21 protein-coding genes are annotated in these 21850 nt (G+C 62.0%); 8 read left to right on the forward strand and 13 right to left on the reverse strand.

Annotation, left to right across the window (positions count from 1 at the left end):
* Window positions 1–58 precede the first annotated feature (58 nt).
* The 5 genes from gsiB to BLS41_RS13725 all read right to left on the reverse strand — a co-directional run bounded on the left by gsiB (window position 59) and on the right by BLS41_RS13725 (window position 7213).
* Window positions 59–1621 (reverse strand): glutathione ABC transporter substrate-binding protein GsiB, encoded by a 1563-nt coding sequence (gene gsiB / locus BLS41_RS13705; protein ID WP_074765309.1) that lies wholly within the window; start codon window positions 1619–1621, stop codon window positions 59–61.
* 118 nt (window positions 1622–1739) lie between these two features.
* Complete coding sequence (locus BLS41_RS13710; protein WP_253189679.1) at window positions 1740–3620, reverse strand: dipeptide ABC transporter ATP-binding protein; 1881 nt, start codon at window positions 3618–3620, stop codon at window positions 1740–1742.
* Window positions 3621–3771: 151 nt separating this feature from the next.
* On the reverse strand, window positions 3772–4770 hold the full coding sequence (locus BLS41_RS13715; RefSeq protein WP_074765313.1) for an isoaspartyl peptidase/L-asparaginase family protein: 999 nt from the start codon (window positions 4768–4770) through the stop codon (window positions 3772–3774).
* A complete protein-coding gene (locus BLS41_RS13720; RefSeq protein ID WP_074765315.1) occupies window positions 4770–5744 on the reverse strand; it encodes a MurR/RpiR family transcriptional regulator in 975 nt (324 codons plus the stop codon). Before BLS41_RS13720 ends, BLS41_RS13715 begins: the two co-directional genes overlap by 1 nt.
* A gap of 206 nt (window positions 5745–5950) precedes the next feature.
* A complete protein-coding gene (locus tag BLS41_RS13725; RefSeq protein WP_074765317.1) occupies window positions 5951–7213 on the reverse strand; it encodes an MFS transporter in 1263 nt (420 codons plus the stop codon).
* Between the two features lie 92 nt (window positions 7214–7305).
* Here BLS41_RS13725 and BLS41_RS13730 point away from each other — a divergent pair, with 92 nt between their 5' ends.
* Together BLS41_RS13730 and BLS41_RS13735 are read left to right on the forward strand one after the other, a co-directional pair.
* A complete protein-coding gene (locus tag BLS41_RS13730; protein WP_074765319.1) occupies window positions 7306–8016 on the forward strand; it encodes a pseudouridine synthase in 711 nt (236 codons plus the stop codon).
* Between the two features lie 179 nt (window positions 8017–8195).
* Window positions 8196–8384: a hypothetical protein gene (locus BLS41_RS13735; RefSeq protein ID WP_074765321.1), complete on the forward strand. Its 189-nt coding sequence runs from the start codon at window positions 8196–8198 to the stop codon at window positions 8382–8384.
* A gap of 263 nt (window positions 8385–8647) precedes the next feature.
* On the opposite strand, the gene BLS41_RS13740 is transcribed toward BLS41_RS13735, so the two are convergent.
* Window positions 8648–9688 carry a Rossmann-fold NAD(P)-binding domain-containing protein gene (locus tag BLS41_RS13740; RefSeq protein ID WP_074765323.1) on the reverse strand — a complete coding sequence of 347 codons (1041 nt, stop codon included), beginning with the start codon at window positions 9686–9688 and terminating at the stop codon, window positions 8648–8650.
* A 118-nt stretch (window positions 9689–9806) separates the two neighbouring features.
* On the opposite strand from BLS41_RS13740, the gene BLS41_RS13745 reads away from it, so the two are divergent.
* From BLS41_RS13745 to BLS41_RS13755, 3 genes are all read left to right on the forward strand, one after another.
* Entirely contained in the window at window positions 9807–10838 is a 1032-nt protein-coding gene (locus BLS41_RS13745) for a CDP-6-deoxy-delta-3,4-glucoseen reductase (protein WP_074765325.1), read from the forward strand.
* Window positions 10839–11246: 408 nt separating this feature from the next.
* Window positions 11247–12431 (forward strand): acetylornithine transaminase, encoded by a 1185-nt coding sequence (locus BLS41_RS13750; protein WP_074765327.1) that lies wholly within the window; start codon window positions 11247–11249, stop codon window positions 12429–12431.
* Window positions 12432–12449: 18 nt separating this feature from the next.
* Complete coding sequence (locus BLS41_RS13755) at window positions 12450–12938, forward strand: GNAT family acetyltransferase (RefSeq protein WP_074765330.1); 489 nt, start codon at window positions 12450–12452, stop codon at window positions 12936–12938.
* 93 nt (window positions 12939–13031) lie between these two features.
* Here the strand turns inward: BLS41_RS13755 and BLS41_RS13760 are convergent, their stop codons facing one another.
* The 7 genes from BLS41_RS13760 to BLS41_RS13790 all read right to left on the reverse strand — a co-directional run bounded on the left by BLS41_RS13760 (window position 13032) and on the right by BLS41_RS13790 (window position 20110).
* Complete coding sequence (locus BLS41_RS13760; protein ID WP_074766530.1) at window positions 13032–13736, reverse strand: ABC transporter ATP-binding protein; 705 nt, start codon at window positions 13734–13736, stop codon at window positions 13032–13034.
* Window positions 13737–13771: 35 nt separating this feature from the next.
* The gene (locus tag BLS41_RS13765; RefSeq protein WP_074765332.1) at window positions 13772–14545 is read right to left on the reverse strand and encodes an ABC transporter ATP-binding protein; all 774 of its coding nucleotides are present in this window, start codon (window positions 14543–14545) and stop codon (window positions 13772–13774) included.
* Window positions 14546–14565: 20 nt separating this feature from the next.
* The gene (locus BLS41_RS13770) at window positions 14566–15735 is read right to left on the reverse strand and encodes a branched-chain amino acid ABC transporter permease (RefSeq protein WP_074765334.1); all 1170 of its coding nucleotides are present in this window, start codon (window positions 15733–15735) and stop codon (window positions 14566–14568) included.
* Window positions 15736–15752: 17 nt separating this feature from the next.
* Complete coding sequence (locus BLS41_RS13775) at window positions 15753–16703, reverse strand: branched-chain amino acid ABC transporter permease (protein WP_074765336.1); 951 nt, start codon at window positions 16701–16703, stop codon at window positions 15753–15755.
* A gap of 228 nt (window positions 16704–16931) precedes the next feature.
* Window positions 16932–18137, reverse strand: a complete 1206-nt coding sequence (locus BLS41_RS13780; RefSeq protein ID WP_074765338.1) for a branched-chain amino acid ABC transporter substrate-binding protein — start codon at window positions 18135–18137, stop codon at window positions 16932–16934.
* A 555-nt stretch (window positions 18138–18692) separates the two neighbouring features.
* Window positions 18693–19652, reverse strand: coding sequence for a 4-hydroxy-3-methylbut-2-enyl diphosphate reductase (gene ispH / locus BLS41_RS13785; RefSeq protein WP_074765340.1), 960 nt, complete (start codon window positions 19650–19652; stop codon window positions 18693–18695).
* Between the two features lie 2 nt (window positions 19653–19654).
* A complete protein-coding gene (locus tag BLS41_RS13790) occupies window positions 19655–20110 on the reverse strand; it encodes an FKBP-type peptidyl-prolyl cis-trans isomerase (protein ID WP_074765342.1) in 456 nt (151 codons plus the stop codon).
* 200 nt (window positions 20111–20310) lie between these two features.
* Here BLS41_RS13790 and radC point away from each other — a divergent pair, with 200 nt between their 5' ends.
* From radC to rpmG, 3 genes are all read left to right on the forward strand, one after another.
* Window positions 20311–21096, forward strand: coding sequence for a RadC family protein (radC, locus tag BLS41_RS13795; RefSeq protein ID WP_074765344.1), 786 nt, complete (start codon window positions 20311–20313; stop codon window positions 21094–21096).
* Between the two features lie 238 nt (window positions 21097–21334).
* Entirely contained in the window at window positions 21335–21568 is a 234-nt protein-coding gene (gene rpmB, locus BLS41_RS13800) for a 50S ribosomal protein L28 (RefSeq protein WP_064268656.1), read from the forward strand.
* A gap of 10 nt (window positions 21569–21578) precedes the next feature.
* The gene (gene rpmG, locus BLS41_RS13805) at window positions 21579–21746 is read left to right on the forward strand and encodes a 50S ribosomal protein L33 (RefSeq protein WP_006050116.1); all 168 of its coding nucleotides are present in this window, start codon (window positions 21579–21581) and stop codon (window positions 21744–21746) included.
* Window positions 21747–21850: the final 104 nt, after the last annotated feature.

Genomic DNA, 21850 nt, shown 5'->3' on the forward strand with positions numbered 1-21850 from the left:
GCGGTGACGCGGTCCGTCGCGTTGAATCATCAACGCAACGGACGCGGCACTCATCGGATTACTTAATCGCGATTTCGTCGAAATTGAACGAGCCGTCCGGCGCGACGTACGCACCCGACAGACGCTTGCTGCGCGCGTACACGACCTTCTCCTTCACGAGGAAGATCCACGGCGCGTCGGTCCAGATGCGCTTTTGCGCGTCGGTGTAGAGCGCGGTCTTCTGCGTGCGGTCGGTGGTTTCAAGCGCCTGCTTCAGATCGCTGTCGACCGTATCGTTTTTGTAGTACGCGGTGTTCATCATCTTCGGCGGGAACGACGCGGACGCGAGCAGCGGCGAAATCGCCCAGTCAGCCTCACCCGTCGACGACGACCAGCCGATGTAGTACATCCGCACCGGCGCCTTCGCCGGGTCCTGCGCGCTTTCCACCTTGGCGACGCGCTGCCCCGCTTCGAGCGCTTCAACCTGCGCCTTCACGCCGACCTGCGCGAGTTGCTGCTGCACGAACTGGATCACCTTCTGCGCGGTCGAGTAGTTATATGCGGACCACAACGTCGTTTCGAAACCGTTCGGATAACCCGCTTCCTTCAGCAGCGCGCGCGCCTTCGCCGGATCGTACGGCCATGGGCCGAGCTTCGTCGCGTAGTCGACACCTTGCGGCACCACGCCTTCAGCCGGCGTCGCATAACCGGAGAACGCCACCTTGACCAGCGCGTCCTTGTTGATCGCGTAGTTCAGCGCTTCGCGCACCTTCGGGTTGTCGAACGGCTTCTGGTTCACGTTCAGGCTGATATAGCGCTCGATGATCGACGGCGCGGCGACCAGATCGACCTTCGGGTTCGACTGCAATTGCGCGGCCTGTTCGTACGGCACCTGGAACGCGAAGTCCGCTTCGCCGGTGCTCATCAGCGCGGCGCGCGTGTTGTTGTCGACCACCGGCTTCCAGTCGATCGCGTCGATCTTCGGGTAGCCCTTCTTCCAGTAACCGGTGAACTTCTTCACCGTCAGATCGCCCGCCGGGTCCCACTTCACGAGTTCGAACGGACCCGTGCCGACCGGATGGAACGCGATGTCCTTGCCGTATTTCTTCATCGCGGCCGGCGAAATCATCACCGCCGACGGATGTGCGAGCACGTTGACGAACGCCGAGAACGGCGTCTTCAGCGTGACCTTTACCGTGTACGGATCGACCACTTCGGTTTTGTCGATACGGCTGAACATGTTGTAGCGCTTGAGCTTGTTCGCCGGATCGGTCACGCGGTCGAAGTTCGCTTTCACGGCCGCCGCGTTGAAATCGCTGCCGTCCTGGAACTTCACACCGTGGCGCAGCTTGAACGTAAAGACACGCGCGTCGGGGCTCGCTTCATAGCTGTCGGCCAGCACGTTGATCAGTTTCATGTCCTTGTCGAAGCCGAACAGCCCTTGATAGAACGATTTGGAAACGGCTTGCGACAGCGTGTCGTTCGCATCGTACGGATCGAGCGTCGTGAAGGTCGACGCGACGGCCATCACGGCCTGGGTGTCGGCGTGCGCCGCATTGCCCGCGAGCATCGCGAACACCACCGCGCCGCCGCTAATCAGCGCGCGCAAACGAAACGGAGAAGACGGGACCAGCAGGTTCATGAGATTGGCTCCAGGCCGCTAGATAAATCAGGTTGAGAGGCTGCGAAAAAATCGTTTTGCTTTGGTTTTTTGCTTCAAGGTGCTTCGGATTGCTTCAGACTGCGTGGATCGATCCACTTCAGTACGCGCCGCCAATTCGATGCTGTGCGACGTAGTGATCCGGTCCGACCGCGACGAGCGGCGCGACGACCGGCTCGTCGTCCAGTGCGCGAATCGGGCTGGGAATTTCATCCACGGCGAGTTGGCGTTTTGCGTGACGGCGCGCCGGGTCGGCCACCGGCACCGCGCCCATCAGCTTCTTCGTGTACGGATGCTGCGGCGCTTCGAACACCGCGCGACGCGGCCCGATCTCGACGATCTGGCCGAGATACATCACCGCCACGCGATGACTGACACGCTCGACCACCGCCATGTCGTGCGAAATGAACAGGTACGCGACACCGAGTTCGCGCTGCAGATCCAGCATCAGATTGACGATCTGCGCCTGCACGGACACGTCGAGCGCGGACACCGATTCATCGGCGATCACGACTTTCGGATTCAATGCGAGCGCGCGTGCAATCGCGATCCGCTGCCGCTGACCGCCTGAGAATTCATGCGGATAACGACGCGCCGCTTCGCGCGGCAAGCCGACCTTTTCGAGCAGCCATTCGACGCGCGCCTGCGCTTCTTCACCTTGCGCGACGCCGTGTACGAGCAGCGGCTCCATGATCGAGAAGCCGACCGTCAAACGCGGATTCAGCGACGCGAACGGGTCCTGAAAAATAAACTGGATATCGCGACGCAGCGCCTGCAACGCGGGGCCGGTCAGCGAACTGATTTCGCGGCCGTTAAATTCGATCGACCCGCTCTGACTTTCGACCAGCCGCAACAGCGAGCGGCCCGTCGTCGATTTGCCGCAACCCGATTCGCCGACCAGCGCAAGCGTTTCGCCAGGCCGCAAATCGAAGCTGACTTTTTCGACTGCATGCACACGTCCCGTCACGCGGCCGAGCATGCCGCTTCTGACCGGGAAACGCGTCACGAGATCACGCACGCGCAGAATCGGCGGCGTGGTGTGCAGCACCAGCGGCTGTGCTTCTTTCGCCACTGCCGCGGCGGGGCGCACCGCCTGGTCGGTCGTGCCGAGGCTCGCCTGTTCGACGGTGAGAATCGGAAAACGCGCCGGCTGATCGGTGCCCTGCATTGCGCCGAGGCGCGGCACCGCCGCCAGCAAAGCCTTCGTGTACGGATGCGACGGCGCGGCGAACAGCGCGTCCGACGCGCCCTCTTCCACCTTCTCGCCGCGATACATCACGAGCACGCGATCCGCCACTTCGGCGACCACGCCCATGTCGTGCGTGATGAAGATCACGCCCATGTTCATCTCGTCCTGCAAGCCGCGAATCAGTTGCAGGATCTGCGCCTGAATCGTCACGTCGAGCGCGGTGGTCGGTTCATCGGCGATCAGCAACGCGGGCTTGCACGACAGCGCCATCGCGATCATCACGCGCTGCCGCATGCCGCCCGACAGTTGATGCGGAAAGCGCGCCGCCACTCGCCGCGCTTCGGGAATCCGCACGAGTTCCAGCAGACGCAGCGTTTCTGCGTGCGCGGCGCTGCGGCTCTTGCCCTGATGCAGCGCAATCGCCTCGCTGATCTGATCGCCGACCGTGAACACCGGATTGAGCGACGTCATCGGCTCCTGGAAGATCATCGCGATGTCGGCGCCGCGAATCGAACGCATCGTACCGTTCGACGCTTTCGCGAGATCGAGCACGCTGCCGTCGCGGCGCCGGAACATGACGCTGCCGCCGGCAAGGCGCCCACCGCCCTGCTCGATCAGCCGCATCAACGCGAGCGAAGTCACCGATTTACCCGAACCCGATTCACCGACGATCGCCAGCGTCTCGCCGCGCTCGACCGTCAGCGACAGATTGCGCACCGCATTGAAGGTCGCGTCGCCGCGGCGAAACGCGACCGACAGATCGTCGACCGCGAGCACGCGCTGCGGCGGCATGGTGTCGATAGGCGAATGGCTGGTGGGCAATGCTGTAGGCACGGTGGTTCCTTGAATACGGACGCGACTGGCGTGAGCTAACGCGCACTCACGCGATGATTCGTTCGGGCGAGGTTCGATGGAAATGCAGGCAAGGACGCAGGCACGCGCCTCAGCGGTAAATCGCCGTCTCAGGTGTTTCGCCGAGCCGCGCGAAGCCGCGATACATGCCTTCGGTGTTGAACGGCAACGTGACGTTGCCCTGCGCGTCGACGGCGATCAGACCGCCGCGTCCGTCGATTTTCGGCAGCCGGTTCATCACCACATCATGCGCGGCGTCCTGCAACGGCACCTGGCGATACGCCATCTGCGCGGCGACGTCGTACGCGGCGACCATGCGCATGAACATTTCGCCGGAGCCGGTCGTCGATACCGCGCAGGTGGCGTCGTCCGCGTAGCAGCCTGCGCCGATCAGCGGGGTATCGCCGACCCGGCCGACCTGCTTGTTGGTCACGCCGCCCGTCGACGTCGCCGCCGCGAGGTGTCCGTGAATGTCGAGCGCCACTGCGCCCACCGTGCCGAACTTGCGGTTCGGATCGATCGGCTCGTGCGGCGTCGGTTCGTCGTTCGCTGCCGATGACGATGCGCCGGCAGCGAGCGTCGCGCCGTCGTGATCGAGCATCGCGCGTTGCTGACCGCGCGCCAGCATCCACTGACGATGTCGCGCTTCAGTATCGAAATAGGCGGGATCGACGAATTCGAGCCCTTGCGCGGCGGCGAAGGCTTCCGCGCCTTCGCCCGTGAACATCACGTGCTCGCTGTGTTCGAGCACGCTGCGCGCTGCCAGAATTGGGTTGCGCACCCGCTTCACACAGCAGACCGCGCCGGCTTCCAGCGTGCTGCCGTCCATGATCGCGGCGTCGAGTTCGTGCGTGCCCGCTGCGGTGTACACCGCGCCGTGTCCCGCGTTGAACAGCGGACAGTCTTCGAGCAGACGCACGGCGACGCTGACGGCGTCGAGTGCGCTGCCGCCGTCGGCGAGCACGCGTTGCCCGGCGCTCAGCACCGCATGCAGCGCGGCGTGGTAGTCAGCTTCGGCGCTGGCCGACATCGACGCGCGCAGGATCGTGCCTGCCCCGCCATGAATGGCAATGACTGCGTTGGAATTCATTATTTCTTGTGGGGAGTGCGAGTTTTACGGGGAGTGGCTTGAGGTGCTGCGATCACCGGCTTTTTGGCCGGGGCAGCCGTACCGGCTTGTGAATCGACCAGCCACGGCAGCACGAATTCGCTGACTTCGGCAGCCGCCTGGACCGAACGCGTCGCGCGATACGCCACCGCGTCGCACAGCGCTTCGATCACGGCCAACACCGCGGAATCTGCATTCGACGCAAGCCGCCGGTCCGCGCGGATGTATAGCGAAAGGCTCGCGAATTGCGCGAGCGGAGAACGCGGGCCGTCGGTGAGCGCCAGCACGCGCGCACCCCGGCTGGCTGCGCGGCGCGCGAGTTCGATGGTGTCTTCGACGTAACGGGGAAACGCAATGCCGATCACGAGATCGTCTTCGTTCGATGCAAACAGACGGCGCGCCGCATGCGTCGGACCGCCCATCAGCGCGAGCGACTGCACGTTGTCGTGATATGGCGTCAGCCCGTGCTCCATCAGCCCGGCGAGAAACGCGCTCGCGCCGTAACCGAGCACGAACACGCGACGAGCCGCGATGATCGCTTCGACGGCGGCATCGGCAGCGGCACGGTCGATCGCTGTGCGCGTCGCGTTCAGATTGCTGGCGGCCTGTTCGAGCGACGCGTCGACCAGATCGTCGCCGGGCGCCAGCGATTCCTGCGCGCTGCGCAAGCGCTCGACCGGTGCGAGCGTCGCTTCGAAACCGCGCACCAGCGCCTCGCGAAACTGCGGATAACCGTCGAAGCCGAGCGCGCGGGCAAAGCGGTTGGCCGTCGCCACCGACGCGCCGACCACGCTCGCCAGTTCGTCGATCCGCATGGTGGCCGCGCGGAACAGATTGGCCAGCACGTATTCGCCCATGCGCCGGTGAATCGGCGTCAGCGTCGGCATCGCCTTCGCGATGTGCGCGGCGATGGCCTGTTCGGCGGGACTGGAAGCAGCAGACGGGCGATGGTTCATACGAGCGTGGCAGAGCCGTGGCTTGATCTGAATTGAGTGAAATTATATTTACATAAAAACTCGTCGGACAAAAATACATTTTCATTTTTGAGGGTTTTCACCTAGCGATACGAGCTTGGCGAAGCGTTGTCGAAACGCTGCGGGGCGGCGCCTGGCGGTGCCTTAAGCTGCGATCGGCAACACACGCGCCGGATGAAAATCCATTTTCAGCAGACTGCCGCACCTTCCTCCGGGATGCTGGCAAGCCGCGCCGCCGGCGACGTGAAGATGATCAGCGCCTGCACCAGAAATGCCGCTGCCGCCGCGACCAGACACGCGTCGACGCTCCAGCGCGCGCTGATGACTGCGCCGAGCAGCGCGCCCACCGGCCGCGCGCCGTAGGTGGCGGTGCTGATCAACGCCGACACGCGTCCCATCATCCGTTCGGGGGTGATCGCCTGGCGCAGCGTGGTGCTGCCGACCACCCACAGAATCGGGCCCGCGCCGAGCAGGAAGAAACTCGCCGCCGCTAGCCAGAACGACGGTGCGACGAGCGTCGCCACCATCACGAGCGATGCCAGCAATCCGCACGACGGCCCGATGATCAGCACACGCCCGAACGCCAGCCGTCGCGCGATGGCGGGCGCGGCCAGCGCACCGCACACCATGCCGACACCGTAAGCGCCGAGCGTCACGCCCACCGCCGACGCCGACAGCCCCAGCCGATGCACCGCATACGGCACATACACCGCCTGCAGGATGAAGAAGCCGAGGTTGAAAAACACCGCCGTTGCGAGCATCGGACGCAGTAGTGCGTCGCGCAGCACGAAGCGCGTACCGTCGCGCAGTTCGAGCATGAAATGACGACGCGGCGCGACTGCGCGCGGCGGTTCGTGCAGCCTCACCAGCAGCGCGACGGCCGTCGCCGACATCGCCGCAGCGCAGCCGTACGCCCAACCGGCGCCGATCCAGCCGACCAGCAGTCCGCCGAGCGCCGGTCCCGCCGAATACGCAACACTGCGCGCGAGTTCAAGCCGGCCGTTCGCGCTCGCGAAGGCTTCGCGCGGCACGATCGACGGCACCAGCGAAGGCGCCGCGACGTTGTACGCCACCGTGCCGGTCGCGGCGACAAAGCCGAGCGCGGCGAGCATCGGCAGAGACAGGGCATGGGTGAGCACGAGCAACAGCACGCAGAGCATCGCGACTACGCGCACGCTTTCGGCGAGCGTCATCAGCGTGCGGCGCGAGCGGCGGTCGGCCCATACGCCTAGCGGCAACGAGAGCAACAGGAACGGCAGCGTCTGCGCGGTTTGCAGAAGACCGGTATCGCGCGCATCGGCGCCGAGCGCGAACACGGCGACGAGCGGCGCAGCGGCGAGACTGATCTGCTCGGCGGATTGCGCGGCCAGATTCGACCACGCGAGCCGCCGGAACGCGCGCGGCAAACGGATCCTGGGCGAAGTGGACGAAGACGGCGAAGTCACCTGCATGATTGAATTCCTGCGACGGGATGGAGCGACCATCGTCGTCCGTCCTGCGTCGCGGGGCGCCCCGCTTCTTGCGGTGTTATTCTTCGCTCGCCATGAATCTCGAAAGTCTCCTCTTCACCCAAGGTTTCGGCTCGCGACGTCAATGCCGCGCGCTCGTCGCCGGCGCTCGCGTGAGCATCGGCGGCAGCGTCTGCACCGATGCCGACGCCGACCTCCCCACTCTCGACGACGCGTTCCGCTTCAGCGTGGACGGTGTCGAGTGGCCGTATCGCGAGCATGCGTATCTGCTGCTGAACAAGCCCGCCGGCTACGAATGTTCACGCGATCCGCAACATCATCTGAGCGTGTTCAGCCTGCTGCCGCCGCAATTCGCGGAGCGCGGCGTGCAATGCGTCGGCCGGCTCGATCAGGACACCACCGGTCTGCTGCTGCTCTCCGACGACGGCAAGTTCGTGCACCTGTTCACGTCGCCGAAACGCAAGGTGCCGAAGGTGTACGTCGCGACCACGCGACACCCGATCGACGACGCGCAATTGCAGGCGTTGCGCGCGGGCGTGCTGCTGCACGGCGAGACCAAACCGGTCGCCGCCGTCGACGCCGAAGCACGCGACGATCACTCGCTGGCGCTCACCGTGATGGAAGGCAAATACCACCAGGTCAAGCGGATGATCGCGGCCTCGGGCAACCGCTGCGAAGCGTTGCATCGCGAGCGGGTCGGCGGACTGGCGTTGCCGTCCACATTGGCGCCTGGCGCATGGCAATGGCTCGACGAAAACGACCTCGGTTCTTTACGGAGCGGGTAAACCGGTAGGCCCGCGCCGCGACCTTCGCAACACGTTGATGTGACAGGAAAAGCTTGCTGGTGGCGGCTCTGCGGCTGTCCGCGCGATGCGTCGACTGCTGCTTTGCAACATGCTTCTCCTTACAGCGCGCCCTATACTCATTCCATAAATGACTACAAAGGGTTTCAAGGAGGGGCGCCATGCATATCGACAGCACGACCGCGATCTCGCAGGTGATGATTGCTTTTATTTGTCTTGGCCTGCTGCTTGTCGGCGGACTGGCAGTCGTCATGCGGATGCGGCACAAATACCATCCGAACCTGATCGGCGCGCTCATTGGCGGGATGCTGTGTTTCCTGCTGCTGGAATTTTTGCCGACGCTGACCTGAGCTTGAACTGAAGTCTGAGCTTGAGTCAGAGTCGGTAGGCCGTGCGAGGCCAATGCGTTGAAGCAGTGCGACGGGGCCACCAGACGGGACCACCATTAACCGGGTATGGCTCGGGACGCCGGGTTTTGTCGCGCTGATTTGTGCTGTTTCGCGGCGCGCGGGTTCAGCGGCTTCTTTGAGGAAGCAACGCGCCGCCGACCGTCATGGCTGAGACCACGGATATATCGCTGTCGAGCACGTCAGTCCTTGCGCCGGCCCTCGAATCAGCCCTTCCCACACTCGCGCAAAAAATCCTCCACGCTCGGAAATCGCAATTGCACACGCAATTCGTCTTTCAAACGCCGGTTCGCGAGCCGCCTCGATTCGCGCATGAAAGACAGCAGGTTCGGATCGATCTGCTCCTCGGCCTGCGCGCGCGTGATACGCGGCGGACGCGCGAGGCCGAATGCGTCGGCCACTTCATCGAAGTATTCGCCCATTTTCAGCGACGAATCGTCGGACGCGTGGATCACCCGCGACGGCTTGCCGTGCGTGACGAGGCGCACGAGGATCGCGGCCAGATCGTCGGCATGGATGTGATTGGTGTAGACGTCGTCGGTCTCGCTCAGCGCCGGCGTGCGCTTTTCGAGCCGTGCGAGCGGCAGACGGTTGCGCGCGTAAATGCCGGGAATGCGCGCGATGCTGGCAACGATGCTCCCGCGCGAGGCCGCCCGCCGCAATTGCCGTTCCGCCGACACCCGCCGTTTGGCGCGTCCGTTGGCCGGCTGCACCGTCCGCGTTTCGTCGATCCACGCACCGCCGCAGTCGCCATAGACGCCCGTCGTGCTCGCGTAGACCAGCCTGACCGGTGCTGGCAAAGAGGCGGTCGGATACCCCCTGTCGGGTACAATACCGGCTGTCTCAGATTCCGCCCACGAGGCGCGAAAGTGAGCACGAACATGGCGCAAACGCCCCACCGGCGTGCTCCCGGATGCCGACGAGGCCCGCAACACGCCGCCGCGACGCGCGCCGAGCGTAGCGAGCAACGCACGGGTCCGGTTGTCGTCGTCGCCGGTTTTTTGCGGTGGCGCGAGGTGCAGCACTGTCGGCGCGAGGCCCGCTAGCCGTTTGAGGCTGCGGCGCACGTCGAGATCGCCGACCAGCGGCGTCGCACCCGCCGCGCGCAATTCAGCGCAGCGTGCGGCGTGGCTGGTCAGCGCAAAAACATGCGCGTGTGGCTGGAACAGGGGCACGCAGCGCATGCCGACATCGCCGCAACCTACGATTAACACGCGCGGCCGGCGGAAGTTTCGTGTCGCTTTCATGGTGGACGCATTGTAGCCGTCAGGCTCGCCAGGTATCAGCGCCCCGGGTATCGCGCGATGGATACGACGGCTGCGATGCGCCAATAACGATTCCCGACTTTACGATTTCGAACACTCTATGGCATTTAACGTCACGCTCCGGCAAAGCGGCCGGCAGTTTCAGGTAGAACAGGACGAACCGCTGCTGAGCGCCGCGTTGCGCCAGGGCATCGGCCTGCCGTACGGTTGCAAGAATGGCGCTTGCGGTTCGTGCAAGGGCGCCGTGGTCAGCGGCGAGATCGAACAGGGCGCGCATTCGTCGTCGGCATTGTCGAACGACGAAAAGACGCGCGGCCTCGCGCTGCTGTGCTGCGCGACCGCCTGCTCCGATCTCGAAGTGGACATCCGCGAAGTGGCCGGTGTCGGCGATGTGCAGGTCAAGAAGCTGCCGTGCCGCGTGAACGCGATCGAGCGCAAAGCCGACGACGTTGTGGTCGTGAAGCTGCAACTGCCCGCCAACGAGCGTCTGCAGTATCTGGCCGGCCAGTACCTCGAATTCATCCTGAAAGACGGCAAGCGTCGCAGCTACTCGATGGCGAACGCGCCGCATACCGAAGGCCCGATCGAACTGCATATCCGCCATATGCCGGGTGGCGCGTTCACCGACCACGTGTTCAACACGATGAAAGAACGCGACATCCTGCGCTTCGAAGCACCGCTCGGCACGTTCTTCCTGCGCGAAGATTCGGACAAGCCGATCGTGCTGCTGGCATCGGGCACGGGCTTCGCGCCGCTGAAGGCGATCGTCGAGCACGCGGTGTTCAAGAACCTGAATCGCCCGATGACGTTGTACTGGGGCGCGCGTCGCAAGAAAGACCTGTATCTGCTCGAACTCGCCGAACAATGGGCGCGTGAAATTCCGAACTTCAAGTTCGTGCCGGTGCTGTCGGAACCGGACGCGGGCGACGCATGGACCGGCCGCGTCGGCTTCGTGCATCGCGCGGTGATCGAAGATCTGCCCGATCTGTCGGCGTTTCAGGTGTACGCGTGCGGCGCGCCGGTGATGGTCGAGTCGGCGCAACGCGATTTCACGCAGCACCACCAGCTGCCGGAAGACGAGTTCTACGCGGACTCGTTCACGAGCGCAGCCGATCTCGCGAACGCGGTTTAAGCGCACGGGTCGAGCAAAGATTGCTCGACGCATGATCTTGGCCAGAGCAAAAAACGGCCTGTTCGAAGCACCGGACAGGCCGTTCGCGCAAAACGTGTCAGCCTGACGACAGGCGCGCAAAAATCCGCCTTGTCGCGCTTTTGTGCAAATTCGTGGTTTACACCGGCGCTTTTCTTGTCGTATTCTTTCGCGCATGAACCGCATCCAGTCCGAACTCCGACGTCGCCGCTCGCCGCTCCCCTAGGGACGCCGCTGGCTTCGTCACGGATTCGCGCTACACAAGGCGCAAGCTGTTCGAATCATGAAAGCCACGGCATGCCGTGGCTTTTCTGTTTTTCCGGCCGTTGTTTTTGTTGCAAGGCCAACCCGTCATCTACCCTTCACCCCCGTTGTCTGGAGCTTGCCGTCATGAATTTCAATGAGTATCCGATCGAGTCGCTGATGTACATCACGAACCGGCCCGAAATCGTTTTCACGCACGGCAAGGGCTCGTGGCTTTACGACAATACCGGCAAGCGATATCTGGACTTCATTCAGGGTTGGGCGGTCAATAGCCTCGGCCATTGCAACGACGGCATGATCGAAGCACTGAACACGCAATCGAAGCTGTTGCTGAACCCGTCGCCCGCCTTCTACAACGAGCCGATGGCGAAGCTCGCCGGTCTGCTCACGCAACACAGCTGCTTCGACAAGGTGTTCTTCGCGAACAGCGGCGCTGAAGCCAACGAAGGCGCGATCAAGCTCGCGCGCAAGTGGGGCAAGAAGTTCAAGGACGGCGCGTTCGAAATCATCACGTTCGATCACAGCTTCCACGGCCGCACGATCGCGACGATGTCGGCGAGCGGCAAGCCGGGCTGGGACACGATCTACGCACCGCAAGTGCCGGGTTTCCCGAAGGCGGATCTGAACGACATCGCGTCGGTTGAAAAGCTGATCAACGCGAAGACCGTTGCGGTGATGCTCGAGCCGATTCAGGGCGAAGGTGGCGTGATTCCCGCAACGAAAGAATTCATGCAGCAACTGCGCGAACTGACGAAGAAGCACAACCTGCTGCTGATCGTCGACGAAGTGCAAAGCGGTTGCGGCCGCGCAGGCACCCTGTTCGCCTACGAACTGTCGGGCATCGAGCCGGACATCATGACGCTCGGCAAGGGCATCGGCGGCGGCGTGCCGCTGGCAGCCTTGTTGTCGAAGGCTGAAGTGGCGGTATTCGAAGCGGGCGATCAGGGCGGCACCTACAACGGCAATCCGCTGATGACCGCCGTCGGCTACTCGGTGATCTCGCAACTGACGGCGCCGGGCTTCCTCGAAGGCGTGCGCGCGCGTGGCGAGTATCTGCGCTCGAAGCTGCTGGAGTTGTCGGCGGAACGCGGCTTCAAGGGCGAGCGCGGCGAAGGCCTGCTGCGCGCGCTGCTGCTCGACAACGACAACGGTCCGCTGATCGTCGAGAAAGCACGCGACATGCAGCCCGACGGCCTGCTGCTGAACGCGGCGCGTCCGAACCTGCTGCGTTTCATGCCGGCGCTGAACGTCACGAACGAAGAAATCGACCAGATGATGACGATGCTGCGGTCGATCCTCGACTCGCTGTAATCCAACAGGACCACGCGTATGACGACAAACGCGACACTATCGATCCGCCGCTTCGACGCGAGCGACACCGATGCCGTGATCGCGCTGTGGCAACAGGCGTTCCCCGAGTATCGGGACCTGACGCGGCCGCAGCGTAATCCGCATCTGTCGATTGCGAACAAGCTGGCGACCCAGCCTGAACTGTTCTTTGTCGCTGTGTTTGACGAGCGTATCGTCGGCACGGTGATGGGCGGTTACGACGGGCACCGCGGCTGGATGTATTCGCTCGCGGTCGATGAGTCGCTGCGTCGTCATGGTATCGGCACACGTCTCATTGCCCATGTCGAGAAGGCGTTGACCGGCCTTGGATGCCCGAAGTTGAACTTGCAGATTTTGTCGGCAAAAACGGATCTGCTCGCGTTCTACGAGTCGCTCGGTTATCGCGCTGATCCGGTGATCAGTCTTGGGAAACGGCTGGGTGAACTGGCCGATCCGGTGGCAATGGCAACGGCGACGACCACGGCCTGATAAACCGCCGCCCGTACCCAGAAAGAAAAAGCCGCATGCGTTTCACACGCATGCGGCTTTTTTCGTCAGTACGTCAGTGCAGCAGGGCCCGGCTTACTCGCCCAGATACGCCGCGCGCACCTTCGGATCGTCGAGCATCTGCTTCGCGTCGCCCGACATCGTGACCAGACCCGAGTCCATCACGTAGCCGCGATTCGCCGCCTGCAACGCGAGACGCGCGTTCTGCTCGACCAGCAGCACGGTCATGCCTTCAGCGGAAATCGCGCGCACCACTTCGAAGATCTTCTCGACCATGATCGGCGACAGACCCATCGACGGCTCGTCGAGCAACAACAGCTTGGGACGCGAGATGATCGCGCGCGCCATCGCCAGCATCTGCTGTTCGCCGCCCGACAACGTGCCCGCGTATTGCGCGGCACGTTCCTTCAGACGCGGGAAGAAGCCGAACATGCGGTCGACGTCCGCCTTGATGCCGTCCGTATCCGTACGCAGATAAGCACCCATCTGCATGTTCTCGACGATCGACATCCGCGCGAAGATGCCGCGCCCTTCCGGCACCATCGCCAGACCCTTCTTCAGCAGCACATGCGGCGGAATGCCCTTGATCGACTGGCCCATGTACTCGATGTCGCCGATCGTGTACGGCTTCAGGCCCGTGATCGCCTTCATCGTCGTGGTCTTGCCCGCGCCGTTCGCGCCGATCAGCGTGACCAGTTCGCCCTGCTCCACCTGCAGATCGATCCCCTTGACGGCCTGAATGCCGCCGTAGTTGACCTGCAGCCCCTTGATCTTGAGCATCGGGGTATTTGCACTCGTTGCCATAGTCGCAGCCATTAATGAACTCCCGCGCCGAGGTAAGCCTCGATCACCTTCGGATCCTTCTGCACGTCTTGCGGCAGACCTTGCGCAATCACCTTGCCGTAGTCGAGCACCGTCATCTGGTTGCACAGACCCATCACCAGCTTCACATCGTGTTCGATCAGCAGAATCGTCTTGCCGTCTGAACGGATCTTGTCGAGCAGCTTGGTCAGCTCGACTTTTTCCGTTGCGTTCATGCCGGCAGCCGGTTCGTCGAGTGCGAGCAGCTTCGGGTCCGTTGCCAGCGCACGCGCAATTTCCAGACGACGCTGATGGCCGTACGACAGGTTGCGCGACGTGTAGTCCGCGTATTGCGCGATGCCGACGTAGTCGAGCAGTTCGATTGCGCGTTCCTTGATCTCGCGTTCTTCCTTGCGCTCGGCTGGCGTCTGGAACACCGCGCCGATCAGGCCGTGCTTCGTGCGCACGTGACGGCCGACCATCACGTTTTCCAGCGCAGTCATGCCGCCGAACAGACGGATGTTCTGGAACGTCCGCGCAATGCCCGCCTGCGCCACCTGATAAACGGCAGTCGGCGTGTACGGCGTGCCGTCGAGTTTGAACTCGCCCGAATCCGGTACGTACAAGCCGGTAATCACGTTGAAGAAGGTCGTCTTGCCTGCGCCGTTCGGACCGATCAGGCCGTAAATCTGGCCCGACTTGATCTCAAGCCCAACGTCGGACAAAGCCTGCAGACCGCCGAAGCGTTTGTTGACGCCTTTCACCGAAAGTCGAATGTTGTCGCTCATAGTTATTCTCCTTTGGTGCCTTACGCGCGCACCGGCTTCTTGCCGCTGCGCTTCGACAGTTTCGCGATCTTGTCTTCGTGCTTCGGCGACGGCCACAAGCCTTCCGAGCGGTACAGCATGATCAGCACCATCGCGAGTGCGTAGACCAGCTGACGGATCACTTCCGTATCGACGATTTCATGGCCGAAGATCATGTTCTGCAGCGGACCCATGGTCGAGCGCAGGAATTCCGGCAGCACCGCGAGCAGCACCGCGCCGAGAATCACGCCCGGGATGTGACCCATGCCGCCTAGCACCACGCAGGCCAGCACCACGATCGATTCCGGCAGCGTGAACGATTCCGGCGACACGAAGCCCTGGAACGAACCGAACATCGCGCCCGACAGACCGCCGAACGACGCGCCCATCGCGAACGCCAGCAACTTCACGTTGCGGGTGTTGATGCCCATCGCCTTCGCAGCGATTTCGTCTTCGCGGATCGCGGCCCATGCACGGCCGATACGCGAGTGCTGCAAACGCGTACAGATCCAGATCACCAGCAACGCGGCGATCACGAACAGGTAGTAGTACGAGTACACCGACGGGAACTGCATGCCGAACAGCGAGTGCGTCTGCGCGAGGCTGAAGTCGCCGACATGCACCGGGTCGATCGCGGTGATCCCCTTCGGGCCGTTGGTGATGTTCACCGGACGGTCGAGGTTGTTCATGAAAATCCGCACGATTTCCCCGAAGCCCAACGTCACGATGGCGAGGTAGTCGCCCCGCAGACGCAGCGTCGGTGCGCCGAGCAGCACGCCGAACAGCGCGGCCACCGCCATCGCGCACGGCACGATGATCAGGAACGGCACATGCAGCCCGTTCGGCGCGAGATGCGCGATCCACTCGAATTGCGTCGACAGATGCGGCGAGCTGAGCAACGCGGCAACGTAAGCGCCGACCGCGTAGAACGCGATGTAGCCCAGGTCCAGCAGGCCGGCGAAGCCGACCACCACGTTCAGGCCGAGCGCGAGCATCACGTACAGCATCGCGAAGTCGAGCACGCGGACCCAGTAGTTGCCGCCTGCCGTGCCGATGATCATCGGCGCCGCGATCACGAAGATCGCGGTGATGATGCCGACGGTCCACGTCTTCGTGCGGTTCTTTTCAGGGATGAGCGTCGTGGACGGCTCGATGGGTTGAATCGAAGTCATGTTTTTTTCTCCCTGGATCAGGCGCGATCCGCCACACGTTCGCCGAGCAGACCCGACGGACGGAACACCAGCACGATGATCAGCACGATGAACGCGAACACGTCCTGATAGTTACTGCCGAACACACCACCCGTCAGATTTCCGATGTAACCCGCGCCGAGCTGTTCGATCAGGCCGAGCAGCACGCCGCCGACCATCGCGCCGCCGAGGTTGCCGATGCCGCCGAGCACCGCCGCGGTAAAGGCCTTCAGACCGGGGATGAAGCCCATGTAGAAGTGTGCGTTGCCGTATTCGGACGCGATCATTACACCGGCGAGAGCGGCGAGCGCCGAGCCGATCATGAAGGTGGCCGAGATCACGAAGTTCGGGTTCACGCCCATCAGCGACGCATTGCCCGGGTTCTCGGCGATGGCACGCATCGCGCGGCCGAGCTTGGTCTTGTGCACGAGCAGCAGCAGACCGCCCATCACGAGGAACGCGACCACGATGATGACGATTTCAGTCATCGAGATCACGGCGCCGGGTGTGGTGTCAGTGGCCTTGATCACGTTCAGCGGATCGGTCGGCAGAAGCTGCGGGAACGGCAGCGGGTTGCGCGACCAGATCATCATGGCCAGCGTCTGCAGCAGGATCGACACACCGATTGCGGTAATCAGCGGCGCGAGACGCGGCGCTTTACGCAACGGCCGGTAGGCCACGCGCTCGATCGTATAGCCGACCGCCGCGCAGACAACCGCCGCGATGATCAGTGCAATGATCAGCGTCGGCACGTTGCCGAGGCCGGGGAAGTGGTTCTGCAGCACGCCTATGGCTGACAGCGCGACCATCGCGCCGACCATCAACACGTCGCCGTGAGCGAAGTTGATGATGCCCAGAATGCCGTAAACCATCGTATAGCCCAGTGCGATGATGGCATAGACGCTGCCTAGCACCAGCCCGTTGAGGACCTGCTGGATGAAGATATCCATTTAATGCTCCTTAGCCCGTGCGACTGGATTCGCGTTCTTCATCAGCCGGTGGGCGGTGATGCTGCACGGAAACTCAATGGCACTGCGGGTACTGATGTAAAAGACCGGTAAGGGTTATCTGCTGCCGGTTTGCCCTGCAACCGTGATGCGATTGCCGGCTCGCCTTAAGCGGATGCAAAAACGGCACCGTTGGGTGGTTTCGGTGCCGTCAGGCTGAACGTTCCGTCATCACATCTTCACCACGTCGAGAACGGATTTCTTGCCGTCCTTGAAGTCGTAAAGCGTAATGGCGCCCTCTTTCAAATCACCCTTGTCGTCGAACGCGATGTGACCGATTACCCCGTTGTAGTCGGTCGACGGCATCGCAGCCAGCACCTTGGGCGCCTCGATCGAATTAGCGCGCTTCATTGCATCGACGATCACGTACACAGCGTCATACGTGAACGGCGCGTAAATCTGCACCGGCGTGTGGAAGCGGTCCTCGTACTTCTTCTCGAAGTCCGCTCCCCGGTCCATTTTCGAAAGCGCAAGTCCTGCCTCCGAACAGACCAGGTTTTGCACGGCGGTTCCCGCCAGCTCACCCACCTTGTCGGTACACACGCCGTCGCCGCCAAGGATTTTTGCCCTGATACCGAGCGCCGCCGCCTGTTTGGTGAACGGCCCGCCCGTCGCGTCCATGCCGCCGAACATGATCACGTCCGGCTGAACACTCTTGATCTTCGTGAGGATGGCCCGGAAATCCGTGGCCTTGTCGTTCGTCGCTTCCCGTGCGACGACTTTCGCTCCGCTCGCTTCTACGGTCTTCGCGAATTCGTCCGCGAGCCCCTTACCGTAGGCGGTTGCATCGTCGACTATCGCGATGCGTTTGGCGCCCAACGCCTTCGTGGCGTAATTGGCGAGCGCCGGTCCCTGTTGCGCGTCGGTCGCGACGACCCGGTAGGTCGTCTTGAATCCCTGTTGTGTATACGCGGGGTTCGTCGACGACGGCGAGATCTGCACGATGCTCGCGTCGCTATAAATCTTCGACGCCGGAATCGACACGCCCGAGTTCAGATGCCCAACTACGGCGACTACGTGATCGTCAACGAGCTTCTGCGCAACCGCGGTGCCCGTTTTCGGGTCCGCCGCGTCGTCCTGCGCGTCGAGCTCCAGTTGAATCTTGTGGCCGTCGATCGTCAAACCCTGTTTGTTGATTTCCTCGACCGCGAGACGCGCGCCGTTTTCGTTGTCCTTGCCCAGATGCGCGATACCGCCCGTCAAAGGGGCAGCATGGCCGATCTTCACGATGGTCGCTTCACTCACGGGCGCCGGAGCCGATGCCGCCACCGCCGCCGATGCTCCCGCTCCCGCCTCGCCGTCCTGCTTCTTGCCGCACGCGGTCAACATCGCAACTGCGGCCGCGATCGACACGGCGTAAGCAAATTTGACTCGCATTAAGTAGGTCTCCCGCGCCTTGCAAAATCCATTGTTCGGGACCTTAAGGCCTTGAGAACGCGCGCATTGTAACTCCAATTTTGCGATGGGCAATATTGTTGAAACGACAGGGTTTTCCTGCATTGCAACCTTATTTTGGAAGCTAATTTCTCAAAAAGGCGCAACCGGGTTGCGACTGTTTTTCGTGCATCAGTTGCACCATGGTTGAACCCCGTCACATCAAGTGTTGCAGCGAATTCGCCCAATGCCCGATAACTGCGCGCTTTTTGTTAAGTAATACGTTTGCGGAATTATCGAAGACTACGCACTATCTTAGTGCATCAAAAATCGGTGCGACTTGTTTAGCTTGAATTAAACGGGGACCGACCAATAGAGATTTGATAAAAAGTTGAATGTCGATTCAAAATAATTTGTGCGCAAAGACACCAAAATCGGCACTCCGCCATGATCTGGCACTTTATTTATTATGCTTTTGCCAAATTGCGGACATAAAAAAGCGCACCCTCAGGTGCGCTTTTCTTTCAGTTACGTTAGCTGATTGTCAGGCAATCAGACTCAGGCTGGCAGACCCAACCCGCGCGGCAGCGGAAACGCGATGTTTTCCTCGATGCCTTCGAGCGCGCGAACATTACGCACGCCAAGCTCACGCAAACGGGCGATCACCGCCTGGGCCAGCACCTCCGGCGCCGAAGCGCCAGCAGTAACGCCAATACGCCGCTTACCCTCGACCCAGACCGGATCGATCTGATCGGGCGAATCCACCATATAGGCAGGCACGCCGAGTTTTTCAGCGAGTTCGCGCAGACGGTTAGAGTTCGAGCTGTTCGGGCTTCCGACCACGATTACCACATCGCACTGCGGCGCCATGAACTTGACAGCGTCCTGGCGGTTTTGCGTCGCGTAGCAGATGTCCTGCTTTTTCGGCTCGCGGATGGACGGGTACTTGGCCTTCAACGCGCCGATGATCTGCGCGGCGTCGTCGACCGACAGCGTGGTTTGCGTGACGAACGCGATGCGCTCCGGATCGGCCAACTGCAAAGCCTGCACGTCTTCGATGTCTTCGACCAGGTGCATGCCCTCGCCCGCCTGACCCATCGTGCCTTCGACTTCAGGGTGCCCCTTGTGGCCAATCATGACGATGTCGAAACCGTCCTGACGCATCTTGGCGACTTCGATATGGACCTTGGTCACCAGCGGACACGTGGCGTCGTACACACGCAAACCGCGCGATTCCGCCTCCGAACGCACGGCCTTCGACACGCCGTGCGCACTGAAAATCACCGTATTGCCGGGCGGCACTTCTTCGAGCCGCTCGATAAAAATCGCCCCCTTCTTGCGCAAGTCTTCGACCACATACGCGTTATGGACGATTTCGTGACGCACGTAGATAGGGGAACCGTGCAGCTTGATGGCGCGCTCGACGATCTCGATAGCCCGATCGACACCGGCGCAGAACCCGCGCGGCTGTGCCAGCAGGATCTCGGTTTCGGCAAGAGTCGTGTCCGTGATGCTCATGTTTACAGAATCCCGATGATTTTCACTTCAAACGCCAGCGCCTGGCCGGCAAGCGGATGGTTGAAATCGAACAGGGCCGACGTCTCGCCGACTTCTTTCAGCACGCCGGCGTAACGGCCGCCACCTGGCGCGTTGAATTCGACCAGATCACCCGGCGAAAAATCCTCACCGATCATGCTGTTTTCACGCAGCGTAGCCAGCGACACGCGCTGGATCAGCTCCGGATTACGCGGACCGAACGCCTGACCCGGCTCTAGCTGAAAGGTCGAATGGTGGCCGACCTTCAAACCCAGCAAAATGTCTTCCAGCGGCGGCGCCAGTTGACCGGCGCCGAGCAGCAGCGTGGCCGGCTTGTCGGTGAAAGTGTTGATGACTTCGGCGCCATCGGCAAGGGAAAGCCGGTAGTGAAGCGTCACGTGTGAACCCGGTTTCACTTCGGAAATGTCGATGATGCTCATGCAATGCTCGCTCAGTCGAAGCGCGCTGCACGCGTGCGCCGCTGGCGCAGTCGACGCGTGTGGCAAACCGTCGGGGGTGCCGTGCGCAAAGCGCCTATTGTAAGCCACATAGCGGGCGACGGCTTGGCTCCGTCGCGCGCGTAGGGGCATGTCCGCGGCATTGCGCTGCAGCCATGCCCACAGCGGAGGACTCTATATATATGCACGATCACAGCAGTACGATCGACCAGGCGCCAGCAGATACGGTGTTGCAGCAAGCGTTGCCGCCACAACCGCCGCCGCCCCACACGCGGGCACAGACGAAGACATCCCTGCTACGCGGGAAATGGCATAAAAACGACATGCCGCGCGAACGGCTGATCAACCAAGGGGCGGGCGTGCTATCGGACACCGAGCTGATCGTGCTGGTCCTTGGCTCGGGGCTGCCCGATCACGACGTTTTCAGCATCGCGCAGGTTTTGCTCGACCGTTTTGGCTCGCTGCGCGCCATGCTCGACGCGACTTACACGGATTTCGACGGGATTCGTGGCATGGGCCCGGCGAAAAAGGCGCAACTGCTCGCGATCATGGAAATGGCTCGCCGCTCGCTAGTCGATAAAATGCGCAAACGCGAGTTGATGAATTCGCCTGAAGACGTGGAAAACTACCTGCGCCTGCTGATCGGCGGACGTCCGCAGGAGGTTTTCGTGTCGCTATTTCTCGACGCCCGGCATCGGCTGATCCGGTGCGAGGAAAGCGCACAAGGCTCGCTGACGCGCATGGCGGTGTATCCGCGCGAAATTGTGCGGCGCGCGTTGAGCCTTAATGCGGCCAGCCTGATCGTTGCGCATAATCACCCTTCCGGCGCCGTGCAGCCAAGCGCAAGCGATTGCCGCCTGACGCATACGCTGCGCGACGCGCTTGCTTTGATCGACGTGCAACTGGTCGATCATCTCGTGATCGGAGCCGACGACGTTTACTCGTTCGCCCGCGCCGGCTGGCCTTGACGGGGACAGAACCGGGACCTCGGCTGCGTATCGTCGTATCCGGCATCGCAAATAAGGTTTGATTTTGCGGCTTTTTTTCCGCTATAATTCCGGTTTGCCTATTTCCAACCCCCTGTTCCGAAGCCATTAAGGCGTTCCGGAAAGGTCAAGCGTCTCTAGTTCTCACACTTAAGCGCGGCTCTTTTCGGGAAACTTTCACGGCGTTCGAACTCAGAATTAGCGTATTAGGAGTGCTCTCATGGCACGCGTATGCCAAGTAACTGGGAAAGCGCCGATGAGCGGCAACAACGTTTCCCACGCGAACAACAAAACCAAGCGCCGGTTCCTTCCGAACCTGCAAAGCCGCCGTATTTGGGTGGAAAGCGAAAACCGTTTCGTGCGTCTGCGCATTTCGAACGCCGGTCTGCGCTTGATCGACAAGAACGGTATCGACGCTGTGCTCGCAGATCTGCGCGCACGCGGTGAAGCCTAAGGAGTAAATCATGGCGAAAGGCGCACGCGACAAGATCAAGTTGGAATCGACCGCAGGTACGGGTCACTTCTACACGACGACGAAGAACAAACGCAACATGCCGGAAAAGATGCTGATCAAGAAATTTGATCCGGTCGTCCGTAAGCACGTTGACTACAAGGAAACCAAGATTAAATAATCTTGGCTCCAGCCAGACGAAGGCAAAAGACAACAGAGAAGCCTCGCATTTATGCGAGGCTTTTTTGTTTTCTGCCGGTGTTTGCGTTTCGGCCTCCCCCTTTG

Origin of the sequence: Paraburkholderia fungorum, from assembly GCF_900099835.1 — a bacterium.
Lineage (GTDB): Bacteria > Pseudomonadota > Gammaproteobacteria > Burkholderiales > Burkholderiaceae > Paraburkholderia > Paraburkholderia fungorum_A.

Bases quoted from the DNA above. Each gene is read 5' to 3' on its own strand.
- gsiB (WP_074765309.1), bottom strand. From the start codon at position 1,621: ATGAACCTGCTGGTCCCGTCTTCTCCGTTTCGTTTGCGCGCGCTGATT.
- BLS41_RS13710 (WP_253189679.1), bottom strand. From the start codon at position 3,620: ATGCCGCCGCAGCGCGTGCTCGCGGTCGACGATCTGTCGGTCGCGTTT.
- BLS41_RS13715 (WP_074765313.1), bottom strand. From the start codon at position 4,770: ATGAATTCCAACGCAGTCATTGCCATTCATGGCGGGGCAGGCACGATC.
- BLS41_RS13720 (WP_074765315.1), bottom strand. From the start codon at position 5,744: ATGAACCATCGCCCGTCTGCTGCTTCCAGTCCCGCCGAACAGGCCATC.
- BLS41_RS13725 (WP_074765317.1), bottom strand. From the start codon at position 7,213: ATGCAGGTGACTTCGCCGTCTTCGTCCACTTCGCCCAGGATCCGTTTG.
- BLS41_RS13730 (WP_074765319.1), top strand. From the start codon at position 7,306: ATGAATCTCGAAAGTCTCCTCTTCACCCAAGGTTTCGGCTCGCGACGT.
- BLS41_RS13735 (WP_074765321.1), top strand. From the start codon at position 8,196: ATGCATATCGACAGCACGACCGCGATCTCGCAGGTGATGATTGCTTTT.
- BLS41_RS13740 (WP_074765323.1), bottom strand. From the start codon at position 9,688: ATGAAAGCGACACGAAACTTCCGCCGGCCGCGCGTGTTAATCGTAGGT.
- BLS41_RS13745 (WP_074765325.1), top strand. From the start codon at position 9,807: ATGGCATTTAACGTCACGCTCCGGCAAAGCGGCCGGCAGTTTCAGGTA.
- BLS41_RS13750 (WP_074765327.1), top strand. From the start codon at position 11,247: ATGAATTTCAATGAGTATCCGATCGAGTCGCTGATGTACATCACGAAC.
- BLS41_RS13755 (WP_074765330.1), top strand. From the start codon at position 12,450: ATGACGACAAACGCGACACTATCGATCCGCCGCTTCGACGCGAGCGAC.
- BLS41_RS13760 (WP_074766530.1), bottom strand. From the start codon at position 13,736: ATGCTCAAGATCAAGGGGCTGCAGGTCAACTACGGCGGCATTCAGGCC.
- BLS41_RS13765 (WP_074765332.1), bottom strand. From the start codon at position 14,545: ATGAGCGACAACATTCGACTTTCGGTGAAAGGCGTCAACAAACGCTTC.
- BLS41_RS13770 (WP_074765334.1), bottom strand. From the start codon at position 15,735: ATGACTTCGATTCAACCCATCGAGCCGTCCACGACGCTCATCCCTGAA.
- BLS41_RS13775 (WP_074765336.1), bottom strand. From the start codon at position 16,703: ATGGATATCTTCATCCAGCAGGTCCTCAACGGGCTGGTGCTAGGCAGC.
- BLS41_RS13780 (WP_074765338.1), bottom strand. From the start codon at position 18,137: ATGCGAGTCAAATTTGCTTACGCCGTGTCGATCGCGGCCGCAGTTGCG.
- ispH (WP_074765340.1), bottom strand. From the start codon at position 19,652: ATGAGCATCACGGACACGACTCTTGCCGAAACCGAGATCCTGCTGGCA.
- BLS41_RS13790 (WP_074765342.1), bottom strand. From the start codon at position 20,110: ATGAGCATCATCGACATTTCCGAAGTGAAACCGGGTTCACACGTGACG.
- radC (WP_074765344.1), top strand. From the start codon at position 20,311: ATGCACGATCACAGCAGTACGATCGACCAGGCGCCAGCAGATACGGTG.
- rpmB (WP_064268656.1), top strand. From the start codon at position 21,335: ATGGCACGCGTATGCCAAGTAACTGGGAAAGCGCCGATGAGCGGCAAC.
- rpmG (WP_006050116.1), top strand. From the start codon at position 21,579: ATGGCGAAAGGCGCACGCGACAAGATCAAGTTGGAATCGACCGCAGGT.